A 12676-nucleotide genomic window follows, 5' to 3' on the forward strand; every position below is an offset into this window, starting at 1 on the left:
TTTTGCGAATCATTACTGGTATTTAATTCAGGTTTACAATCCTTATTTCGGTACGGCGGTTTTGCTGGTGCTCTTCGTCCGGACAATTTACCCCGTCGGTACATTTGTTCACCGGGCGGCTTTCACCATAACCACGGGTCGCTATTCGTTTCGCGGCTATTCCTTTGCCTACAATGTAATGTTTAGCTGCGCGGGCCCGGCTGTTGGAAAGGGCCTTATTGTACTTACTATTGGCCCGGCTGTCGGTATGGGAGCTTAGCTCAATTTTCATTTCGGGGTACTTCTGCATAATCTCCACCACTTTGTCCAGTTCCTGCTGGGCATCCGGGCGCAGCTCCCATTTATCCAGGTCATAGTAAATGTTTTCTACCTGCATAACATCGCCTTTTTCAAACATCAGGATGTTAATTTCGGTGAGCTTATCGGGCGAGAAATTCAGGATTTTCTTGCCAAACGTACCAAACTCACCAATGGTAGCGTCGATAGTGTAGTTACGGCCCGGTACGGCATCAAAGGTATACGTACCATCAGCGCCGGTTTCCGTTTCCTGAATAGTCCCGTCCATATCGTCGCGTCGGGTAACAAGTACCCCCTGGAGGGGCTGGTTTTTGTTGGATACTACTTTGCCTTTCATCATGACTGAGCCAGCCGTGGCAGATCCACTACCGGTGGCGCGTATTAACGGAATTTCCAGGCGACTGGGCTGGACATCGTCAAAGGCACGTACGGCAAACCCGATGGAGTTATTGAGGTAGCCCGTGCTGGAAGCAATAAACATGAATTCATTTTCAGCTTCCATGCACAGGGACAGGGCACCGGTACTATCGGTACGCACCTGACGCATTTTGGCAGCGTTATGCTTGTTTTCAATCTGAACCAGGGCGCCTTTCAGCGGCTGACGGCTTACCGCATCAAGTACCTGAACGGTCAGGTCGCGGCAGGCGTAGAGGGGACCTTCGCGTTCGAAGCTATAGATATCGTCGTCGGAGCCGCCGTTGCGTCGGTTGCTGCTGAAGTACCCCTGCGAGCGGTCGCCGTCGGTCAGGATACCAAAGTCATCCTTGCTCGAATTGATAGGCGCTCCCAGGTTGATGCTTTTTCTGGGTTTGACGGGTTGTTCCATAACGGCGTAGTAGATATCCAGGTCACCCATGCCCGGCCAGCCATCCGAAGAAAAATAAAGGCCACCCCGCTCATCCACAAAGGGAAACATTTCATTGCCTTTGGTATTTACTTCGGGTCCCAGATTCTGAGGCTCCGACCAGGTGCCATTTTCGAGACGGGACACATAAATATCGGTTCCGCCCATACCGCCCGGACGGTCGGAGGCGAAGTACAACAGGGTATTGTCGGCGTTCAGGGAAGGGTGCCCGGTGGAGAAATCATCGCCGTTGAGAGGAAGTTCTTCTATTCGGGTCCAGGACCCGTTGATATTCTCGGCGGTAAATAGCTTGAGTTTATTGATGCCGTCCTGGCTTTTCCCGTACTTACCGTTGCTGAAATTGTTTCGGGTAAAAATAACCCGGTTGCCGTCCTTAAAAAAGGTGGCGGGTCCTTCGTGGTACTTGGAGTTGAGTGTCTTGCTGAACTGCTCCGATTCGGTCAGTGGGTTTTCTTCGTAACCCAGGTTGATATTATAGCTGCTGCCGGCGTAGTAGCCCACCGTTCTGGAATCATTGGCCGTGGTAGAAGTGTAGGCATCGCGGCCCAGTACTCCTCCTTTTTTTCGCCGCTGGTTTCTTCTTTGCTCGGTCCCTCCCCCCAGAGAAGCCGTCGGCCGTTTTTTTAGCCGGGCCAGGTCATTGAGGTAGTACAGGTCCAGAAAGGCCGTTTCGTTCCAGTTAAATACCCGCTTGATACTGACTCCCTCGTTACGACCCGAAACAAACACCAGACCGTCGCGGAAGTAGGCCGGGCTGAAGTCGGCGGAGGAGCCATTGATGTCCAGAAAATTGACCCGGTATGAAGCCTCGTTTTTTGTGAGCAGGGAAACATTCGTATTTAACTTAGAAAAATTCTTAGCCCGGTTATCGGCTTCTTCGAGGGCGGAGTACTTTCCGTATATTTCCTGGGCCACCTTGTACTTGCCGTTGCTGGCCAGAGCCTGGGCGTAGTAAAGGTAGCACTGGTTGTACTCCTGGGGTAAGCTTTTATCGTACTCTCTGATCAGGTCCCCAAATATACGTTCGGCGTTCTGGCTGTCTTTGAGTTGACGGTAGCTGTACCCGAGCTTGGCTTTGGCGGCCAGCGATTCACCACCCGACAACTCTTTGTTGAGGAGGGCCTGCTCGTACAATTTCGTAGCTTTCAGGTAGGCCAGTGATTCAAATTCCTTATCGGCCTGGCCGAGCAAAGTCTGCCCAAGCGCCTGCCCTGTAAGGAATAGAAAAAATACAAGAAAGTTGGTAAAGCGTGTCATATACCGATGTACTTTAAGACAGAGGTGTGTATCAGAAAAGGCATATCCTTACCATTAGGAACCCTTCAAGAGTACCGGAGAATATTCCTTTCTGCTGCCGCCTGGGTTAGAAATAACGGGGGGTCAGGATCTTGCTCTTGCTAAAACCAAACTCATACCGAAGCATGATTTCGTGACTACCCGAATTGATACTCAGGTTGGTCTGCCGGAGACCGTTCAGCATCATATCATAGGCATACCCCAGCCGGAACTGGTCGGTCAGCTGAACTTCGAGCATACCTACCACCGCGTCGCTGGTAAACATTTCGGCGCTGTTCTGGAGGGTACTGAACTGATTACGACGGTAGGAAGTACCAAGGGCCAGGCGGTCATTGATCCAGAGGTTCAGGTTACCATCCAGGCCAAGCGGAGCGCCGTTGGCATACTTTACCAGCAGGGAAGGCTTTAACTTCAGGGAGTTGCTCAACCCTACCACAAAGCCCGCCATCATGTAAGCGTGTCGTCTTTGCTGCGCCCGGTTGTCACCCGAATTATAATCAGAAAGGTTGTTAACAATCAGTTGCGGAACCGAAACGCCCAGGTAGGACCGGTCGTTGCTGAGGTAAATACCAGTACCAAAGTTGGGGAGTATTTTGGAGATATTGGAAGCAAAAGCCGGGTCAACCGACCCGCCGGGGGCCAGTCGTGCTTCGGTCAGATCCCAGCGAAAGCTAATGGCTCCGGCCTGTAGTCCCAGCGCGAGGGTAGAGCGGTCGCCTACCTTTATACGAAAAGCGTAGGAGGCAAAAGCACCGGTTTCGTTCTGGAGGCCAATCTGATCGTTATAGATCTGCAGACCTAACCCTACCCTTTCCTTATTAACCGGAGCATCCAGGGTAAAGGTCATGGTTTTGGGGGCGCCGTCAATATTAACCCACTGATTTCGGTAAAGGCCCGTGGTGCTCAGTACATCACGGCTTCCGGCATAGGCCGGGTTGAGCGCCATCATGTTGAACATGTACTGAGAGTACATTTTGTCCTGCTGAGCCAGAACTTCGGTACTGCCGACCCCGAGGGCCAGCAGTACCAGAACAGTCCATTTTTTTAATTGAGTGTACTGCAACATTTTCTTATCTGGTTATTGTCAGGTATCGTACAAAGCGGCGTCCATCACCCAGTTTGACTACGTAGAAGTAGGTTCCATCGGGGAGGCCCTGGCTGGTATTTCCTACCTGCAGGCCATTGTTTGGTGTACCGTTCCAATCGTTGTTATAGCTATCATTTTTGTAAACCAGGCTCATCCAGCGATTGTACACTTCCAGCGTTACGGTCTGACCACCGGTATTTCTGATTACGAACAGGTCGTTGATACCGTCGCCGTTGGGAGAGAAACCTTCCGGTATGAACAGCTCGGTACCCGCCGGAATAATAATCGGGGTTGGATCTTCCTCGGTGCCTTCTGTTGGGTCTCCGTTTCCGTTCAGGTCAGGTATCATACCATTGGTTGACACATCGGTCACTACCAGGTCGCCCGCTCTGGCTGATGCATGTACCCGGTTGAGGTACGGGGTCTGTCGGCCGTCGGTTGATACGTTTATGGTAAATTTGAGCGTATCCGCAATTCCGGCGTTCAGGGTACTATTGGTTGCAATCAGCAGCTCTACGTCGTTGAGCCCGTCAAAGTCAGGGTTTATGGCCAGACTGCTTAGATTACTTGCAATTGGTGTGCCAACTTTCCGGAACACCGCTCCGGTCTGGGCATTGAACACCTTAGCGAGTGAATCAACCAGTTGTACATTGGTCAGGAGTTCGCTGCCGTAGTTTTTCACCACCACCGTGTAGGTAATGTTGTAGCTTCCGTCAGACTGCCGCAGCGTATCAGAAATGGTCATGGCTACCCCAATCTTCGGACTACCCGGAATATTGTTCAGGTCAATCGGGGTTGGGGTGCTGTTGTTACCCGGGTTCAAATCGTTGTCGGGGTCAGCACTGGTACCGGAGGTGGATGTATCAGATACCATTACTCCTCCGCCACCCATGGCCGAACCAATGGCCACGTTGTTGAACTGGGAACTGGTGGCGCCGCGCACATCGACCCGTACCGTCAGGAATATATCGCGGGTAAAGGCTTTGGGCAAGGTACTTAGCGAGTCTACCAGGAGCTCGGTAGCACCGGCCTGACCCGTGTAAGCCTGGTTTACCGTCAGACCGGCGTCGGCGCTTACCGCTACACCTCCCGGCACCAGGATGGCACCATTGCCAAAGGTAGTGCTGAGGTTGTCCGTTACTTGCACCTTGTTCAGCTCATTCATACCGAGGTTGGTAAGTCGGATCGTATAAGGTACATCATAGATGCCCGTTTCTACCTCAACCGGTGTACCTACCATTTTGGCTACCCCAAGCAGGTTTGGCATATCAAAGCGAACCGGGGTAGGCAGATTGCCCAGCGGAGCCGGATTAAATCCGTTGTTTGATATATCCTGTACCATGGTTCCCCCGGCACTACCCTGAGCGATAACCGAATTGTAGAATGGCCCGTTGCTACCGTTAGGTTTTACCCGTACGTACAGCGTTATGATATCCGAGGCGCCGGCGGGCAGGGTACTTCCGCTTAGCAACAGGGTATTTTTATCCTTGCCGTTATAATACGGATCAGTAATCAGCGAACTGGTGGCACTCACTTCCGGCGAACCTATCACGTGGAACTCAACCGGATCCGGGAATGCCTTGGTTAGCGAGTCGATGAGTTGAACATTCGTGAGCGCCGAGGTACTGTAGTTCCGGAGGGTGATTCGGTAGGTAACCACGAAGGTGTCATCAAATGAAGGTTCAACGTTAACTACTCCCATCGCAACCCCCACCGCGGCCGAATCAGGCGCGGCCCCGGTGACATGAATATCCACCGACGATTCATTGTTGGCAGCTACCGGGTCAACCTGGTCCTGACTCAGAATCCGGACGGTATTGGTAATGGTACCTGTATCAGTCACCAGCACGCCGCACGAATGCACAATACTATCGTTCGGGGCCAGCATGGGTATCACTGCCTTAATAATATTCCCTTCCACCTCAAAGCCGGAGCCCAGTACAAACTCCAGTCCCGCGGGGAGGATATCAATCACCGAAATATTGGTGGCGGTATCCGGTCCGTAGTTCTTGAGCTTAATGGTATAGATGACGCTGTCACCTACCTGTACGTGCGTTTTGTCAACCAGCTTGATAACTTTTAGGTCGGTACGCAGGGTGTCAGAACCGCAGCTGAATACCGACACCTTCACTTTGGCCGGTGCGCTGTAACAACCTTCGGCAGAACGCTGGAATACGTAGTAAGTACCTTCTCCTACCGATTGTGGTGAAGTCACCAGCGCTGAGGCTGGACTGGTACCCACCCGGTATTCAAAAGTACCTCCCGGTAAGACTGTACTCATGACGGTGGTGCTAAGGTCAACCGTAGTAGCCGGGCAGATATTCCGCTTGTTGACTACAACCGGCGTCGGTAAGGCGCTGTATACGTTTACTACCACCCTCGCCGACTTCATGGAAATACAGGAGTTGCTGTTTACGAGGGTTACGTAGTAAGTACCGCTTGTTTTTACCACAAACCGGTTGCCGGAAGTAGTATTGCTTCCGTTCCAGCGGTACTGGTACGGGGTATCGGTGGCGGTAAGTACTACCGAGTCGCCCGCGCAGATATTCAGGTGGGTTGGCATGGTATCCGTCTTGGCTACTCCGTTGATGGAAATATGCGGACGGAAGGTTATGTTCTGAATGGTCAGTTTGAGCGAATCCTGGGCGGACTGACAAATACCTGCACCGTCCGGATCGTTGGTGGTAAGTTTCAGAGTCACGTAACCGCTTATCAGGTCTTCCTCGGCAGGATAGTAGGTAGCAGTAAGTGAATTGGCGTTATCAAAAGTACCCTTACCGCTGGTAGTCCACGCGGCACTGGTAGCGGCTCCACCAATAGTACCCGAAAGCTTGTAAGAGATGGTCGCGCAGATGGTAGCATCGTTGCCCGCGTTGACCGTGGCCGGATTGGTCTGGCAATCGGCAATTGGGTCAGAGCAGTCAATTATGGTGGTCACAACGATGGCGGCCGGATCACTGAAACATCCGGAGGTAGTTTTCTCGAATACATAGTAGGTACCGGCCGTTGCGACGCTGGCCGGGTTGCTTACCGCTGGCGAACCGGGGGTGTTGCCGGTTCGGTATACAAAGGTACCTCCCGTTGTTTTTGGCGTACTGGTTACCGCCGTAGCCAGGTTCACCGTAGTGGCCGGACATACGTTGAACAGATACGTGGTCGAAGGCTTGGCTATTTTTGGCGTTACGGTAACGGTCACGGCGTTAGAGAGCGGGCTCTTGCAGTTATCCGAGGTGCAGCACTGGGCAGTAAAGGTAGTCGTGGCAGCCGGTGTGATGGTGATGGAATTACCCACCAGGCCATTGGACCAGATTACCGAACCGCTGGTACAACCGGTAGCGGTCAGGGTTACGGTACTACCGAAGCAAACCGAGGTTTCGGAAGCCTTGGCGACTGGCGCGGCCGGCGCGCCCACCGTGATAACAGCCGGAGCCGAGGCGGCGCTTTGACAGGCACCCAGTTTACAGATGGCCGTATAGGAAGTGGTAGACGTTGGCTTCACTACAATGCTCGCGCCGGTTTTACCATTGGACCACTCTACATTTCCACCACAACCCATGGCCGTAAGGGTTACACTATCGCCGACGCAGATGTTCATGGAGCTGGCAGCGATGGTCGGCGGATTAAGCTCGGTTACACTTACCGTTACGGCGTTGGAAACTTTGCTCAGGCAGGTATCAACCTTACAGAGGGCGGTAAAGGTAGTGGTAGCATTCAAAGGTATCGTAATGCTGCTGCCCGTCTGTCCACCCGACCACACCACCTGGCCGGTACAGTTGGTAGCTGACAGGGTTACGTCGCTGCCTTTACAAACCGTGGCGTTGCTGGCCTTGATAACCGGGGCCAGTACTTCACAGGCAAATACATTTATCTTAATCCTGGCGGTATCGCTTACGCATTCTTTCACTACACATATTGCACTATACGTAGTAGCAGCGGTAGGCGATACGGTGATACTGGCTCCGATGGAACCGTTGCTCCACTGTACTTTACCACCTACGCAACCCGCAGCGGTAATGGTGACAGGTACGCCTTTCTGAACCGGATTAGCCGAAGCAGTCAGGGTAGGCTTGGCCGGGTCAATGACCACAATGGTATAGTTGCCAGATACGGGACTCTTACAGCCATTGACTACGCACTTAGCCGAATAGCTGGTGGTGGCCGCTGGAGTTACGGCGATTGCTTCGCCAGTCTGGCCGGTAGACCACTCGGTAGTACCCGTGCAACCCACAATCTGTAGCGTGACACTTTCACCCTTACAGATGGTGTCTTTGGAGCAGATAACGGTTGGTGCGGGAGGCGACGTAACATTAATGGTGATAACGCCCGGGGCACTGGTACAGGTACCGGTTCCACAGGTAGCTTTATAAATGGTCGTAGTGGTTGGCTTCACCTTGATGCTGGCCCCGGTCATGCCGTTGGACCAGGTTACCGTGCCGGTGCAGCCGCTAGCCGTCAGGGTTACGCTGTCACCCACGCAGATGCTGGTTTTGCTGGCGGTAAGGGTAGGCGCCGCCGACTGCCCCACGTTGATGGTAACCTTATTGGAAGGACCACTCGCGCAGGTACCGGTACCTTTACAGATAGCGGTGTACTGGGTCGTGGTGGTTGGCTTCACCTTAATGCTGGCTCCGGTCATGCCGTTGGACCAGGTTACCGTGCCGGTGCAGCCGCTAGCCGTCAGTATTACGCTGTCACCCACGCAGATGCTGGTCTTGCTGGCGGTGATGCTTGGTGGCGTACCATTTGTATTGACATTGATACGCACTGTATTGGAAACGGCACTGGCGCAGCTTCCTACTTTACAGGTAGCGGTGTAGTCGGTCGTAGCGGTTGGTTTCACCGTTACGCTGGCACCGGTCATGCCGTTAGACCAGGTCACGGTACCACTACAGTTGGTGGCGGTCAGAACCACACTATCACCCGAGCAGATTACCGTTTTATTAGAGGCAATAATCGGGGCGGTCGGGGCGGCCACCTTAATGGTTACCACGTTGGACTCACCACTCAGGCAGGCATCTGTTTTACAGGTAGCGGTAAAGCTCTGGGTCGAGTTCAGGGTAACGGTAATTGAACTACCGGTAGCACCATTGGACCATTTTACAGTACCCTCACAACCGGTAGCCTTCAGGGTAACCGGGGTGCCGGGACATACGGTAGTCTCGCTGGCGGAAATAACCGGGGCGGTCGGGGTTACTACTTTTATTATATGATCTTCCGACACCTTACTCTCGCAGCCGTTTGTGACACACTTGGCCGAGTAGGCCGTAGTGGTAGTCGGGCTAACGGTAATAGATGCTCCCACGGCTCCCGTTGACCACTGTACCTGACCGGCACAATCGTGAGCGGTCAGCGTGACGCTTTCACCCGGACAAATCTCCATTTTCCCACAGGTAACAACTGGTGCGGGACCCGGCGTAGTGACCTGGATGGTGATGGAAGCCGTTTCGCTCACACAATTTGCCTGCTTGCAGTAGGCAGTGTAGGTAGTGGTTTCGGTTGGAGTTACTACCAATGGGCTGCCCGTTGCACCGTTGGACCAGATTATGGAACCGGTACAGTTAGAGGCGGTAAGTGTAGCACTGCCTCCTACACAAACGGCGTTGGCACTGCTGGCCAGTACCGGCTTGGTGGGATTGTTAATCTTTATGGTAATGGCATTGGAGGCTTCACTGATGCAGTCGCCTTTCTTGCACTGGGCGGTAAAGGTGGTGGTTTCGGAAAGGCCCACGGTGATAGAGGCCCCGGTCATTCCATTGGACCAGACTACAGTACCATCCTTGCATCCCACGGCCGTCAGCGTGGTGCTTTCGCCTACGCAGATATTGGTAGAAGCGCAGGCAATAACCGGCGGGTCAATCGTGGGACAACCTACCGTAACGGTTACCTTGTCGTCATCGTCTTCGCCTTTATCATAGCCATTACCAGGTGTCGAGTCCGGATCTTCCTGGTCCGACTTGGTAACCTGGGCTATGTTAAGGATACTTCCGTTGCCGGTTACCTTGGCCTTAAAGCTCAGGGTTTTGGTTTCATTGACACCAATGCTGGCAAAGGTACCTTTGAGGGTAGTGCCAAATTTGGTCATATTGGTACTTGACACAAACTCAAGTCCGGCAGGCAGCAGGTCGGTCACCTCTACGTTAGTGGCTACCAGCGGCCCCTTGTTGCTTACCTCCAGGGTATAGGTTATTTCCTCGTTTAGTGCCGGATTGGTCTTGGACACTTTTTTGGCCAGCATCAGATCCGCTACCGCGCCTACCTTAATGGTAACCGTCGAGGTATCATTATGCGTTTGATTGGGATCGTTGTCCGGGCTTTTTACAATGGCGGTATTGACAATACTACCACTGGCAGTCCCTTTTATGCTGGCGTTGATAATCAGGGTACGGCTGGACGTGTAAGTCAAATCACCGATGGTCCATACGCCGGTAGCACTGCTATACTCACCCACCGGTACCGAACCGGTGTAGGTCAGGGAAGCGGGCAGTACATCATCAACGGTTACGTTTTTAGCGTTGCCCGGCCCCAGGTTCTTAACGGTCACGGAGTAGGTTATGCTTTGTCCCGGCGAATAAGGTGCGGGGGTAATAACCGTTTTTACCACGGCCAGGTCGGCGTAGCAGGTTTGTACGGCTACGGTAATCGGGGTTCTTTCGCTGATACAGCCTTCATCGCTGACGGCTTCGGCGTAGTAGGTAGTGTTAGTGGTGGGAGATACTGTCAGTTTTCCTCCACTTACGGTAGTACCAATGGGTGTACCACCCGTAGCCTGAGTATACCAGCGAATGGTCATATCCGGAGCAAACCCAATGAGCTTGGTACTCTTGCCCTGGCAAATCAGGGTATCGTCGCAGGCTACCCCAAAGGCGGGGGCCGGACGCGGATTGATGATTACCTTTATGGCATCCATTTTTGGTTTACAATCACCCTCCGGATCATTGGTGGTAGCTGTCAGTACTACTACGCCGGCCGCCAGGTCGGCTGAGGATGGGGTATATACCGCGGTTAAGCTACTGCCGTTGGCAAAGGTACCCGAGCCATTCGACGACCAGGTTACTCCGGTGGCGGCTCCGGTAACCACTGCGGTTACTGTAACGGTTTCGCCGGGGCAAATTTCCTGATCAGCACCGGCATCAACCGTATAAGCCAGTTGACAGTCACAAGCGCTAATGTTAACCGTTACGACCGCCGGGCTGCTGTAACAACCGGCCGGTGATTTTTCAAACAAATAGTAAGTACCACCGGCTACCTTGATAGGATTAGAAACCAGCGCCGAAGTAGGACTGGTACCCGTTCTCCATTCAAACACCCCACCCGAAACCGACGGTATCGGATTCAGGAACGTCAGGTTGGCCAGGGTATCCGGGCAGTTGTTGTTCAGGCTACCCGGTACTGTTGGCTGAGTAGGCTTGGGATTAACCGTCACCGTAACCGGGGTACGGCCCTCGGTTTTGCAACCTTCGGTGGTTTCACCTTCGAGGTAGTAGATAGTAGTCGCCGTTGGGTTGAGCGACTGGGCCTGTCCGCTGGTGGTGGTAACGAAAGCCGTTCCGCCGGTGGCGGCAGTGTACCATTTAATGGTAGTACCTGACACATTGCTGCTGGCGGTGAGAGCTATTGATTCACCTGCACAAATAGCCTTATTACCCGTAATAGTAAGCGTGATGGTTGGGCAGTCGGGGGTAATACCGGCGTCTATAGTCAGGTTATTTCTAAGTTTATCGTTGGCTGGCTTTGAGGTGTCAATGGTAATGGCATTGGTCTTACCACTTACGCCCGATTCACTGGCATCGCTATCTCTGGCGTCATCGTCGCCCTGGTTAAACTGGGTGAACAACTTGCCGGAGGGAGCCGAGAATTTAACGAAGTACTTACCACTCTGGAGCGAATCAAAAAGGTACTTACCGTTGCTATCGGTCACGGTAGTAGTAATAGCTACCATGTTTTCATCCTGAAGCTCAACGGTCACCTCTTGCACACCGGGTTCACCGGCATCCTGAATACCATCCTTATCGTTGTCAAGCCACACAAAATCACCAATGGAACCAAAAGCTCCGGGGACAATCTCGATGGCACAGCAGCCGGAGGCCGGACAGGAAATACCTACCACGGATGTAAAAGTAAAAGAACCCGGACCTTTGATGGTCAGGGTAGTGTCCTGGTTGATGGCAGCGACGGTTTTATTATTTACAATTACGGAGTCTTTTATTTCAGTCCCGTTGTAGTACCATTTAATACCTTTATAGCCGGTAGGTACATCAACTATGTACATATCGCCGGGGTACCAGTCTATGGGTACAGAGAAGCAGCTGGTGGCAATATCATCCTGATCCAGCGCTCCATCACCCGGCCAGGAATCCTGGTCATCTTCGGTCATGCTTACGATTTCAGCCACGCTAAAGAAAACTCCCTGGGCCAGTACGGTAGCTTTTATTTCCAGAATAGCCGAATCGTTAGCCGCTACGGTACCTACGTTCCAGGTACCGGTTGCGGCCGTATAACTACCCGTTCCCCTTACAATAGCGTTACTAACGTAGGTGACGCCGCCAACCGGCAGGCTATCGTGTACCACAACATTGGTGGCCGCATGAAAACCGGTATTTTTAACGGTAAGCGTATAGGTGATGTTCTGCCCGATGGATGGCTTCGCCTGGTCAATCTTTTTACTCAGGCTTAAATTTACCTGGGCTGATACGGTGGTAGCAGCCAGCAGAATTAGGGAGAAGAAAGAAATGATACCGGGCAGGAGTAGCTTTGTCTGGAGCGAAGAGCCGGAGGCTGATAGCCGACGGAGGAGAAAATTGGGGGTCCTTTCAACCGGAGAACCTGAGTGAATCAGTTGAAAAAGGGGCCGGAGGTGGGTGGATAGGACGTTAAAAAAATTTCTTAGTAAAAGTGGATTACTCATATGGAAAATAGTTGTGTGTGAATCCAAGACATAATAGTGTACTTCACTGTGTTGAAGAGTACGTCCTTCCCTACTTGCCTTTCTCCCACCAAACCTACGGACTTTCCTTCTGATAGTCAACCACCTGTAATATAACAATGCATTCCCATGGATTGCACGGGAATACCAGGTAACAGCTTTATTTCTGTACAAAAGTGCAAAAAATAAACTGTATATTTTTATTGTA

The 12676-nt window shown here is 52.4% G+C and carries 3 protein-coding genes; all 3 read right to left on the bottom strand.

Going from position 1 to position 12676, the window contains the following annotated elements:
- Positions 1 to 22: 22 nt before the first annotated feature.
- On the bottom strand, positions 23 to 2419 hold the full coding sequence (locus tag VGN67_RS19800; RefSeq protein ID WP_327488630.1) for an OmpA family protein: 2397 nt from the start codon (positions 2417 to 2419) through the stop codon (positions 23 to 25).
- A gap of 106 nt (positions 2420 to 2525) precedes the next feature.
- Positions 2526 to 3524 carry a type IX secretion system membrane protein PorP/SprF gene (locus tag VGN67_RS19805; protein WP_327488631.1) on the bottom strand — a complete coding sequence of 333 codons (999 nt, stop codon included), beginning with the start codon at positions 3522 to 3524 and terminating at the stop codon, positions 2526 to 2528.
- Between the two features lie 4 nt (positions 3525 to 3528).
- Complete coding sequence (locus VGN67_RS19810; protein WP_327488633.1) at positions 3529 to 12450, bottom strand: SdrD B-like domain-containing protein; 8922 nt, start codon at positions 12448 to 12450, stop codon at positions 3529 to 3531.
- Between the last annotated feature and the right edge of the window lie 226 nt (positions 12451 to 12676).

The sequence above is a fragment of the Telluribacter sp. genome (genome assembly GCF_035998675.1).
Lineage (GTDB): Bacteria > Bacteroidota > Bacteroidia > Cytophagales > Spirosomataceae > Telluribacter.

Coding starts and splice junctions, on each gene's coding strand:
- VGN67_RS19800 (WP_327488630.1), bottom strand. CDS start 2,419: ATGACACGCTTTACCAACTTTCTTGTATTTTTTCTATTCCTTACAGGG.
- VGN67_RS19810 (WP_327488633.1), bottom strand. CDS start 12,450: ATGAGTAATCCACTTTTACTAAGAAATTTTTTTAACGTCCTATCCACC.
- VGN67_RS19805 (WP_327488631.1), bottom strand. CDS start 3,524: ATGTTGCAGTACACTCAATTAAAAAAATGGACTGTTCTGGTACTGCTG.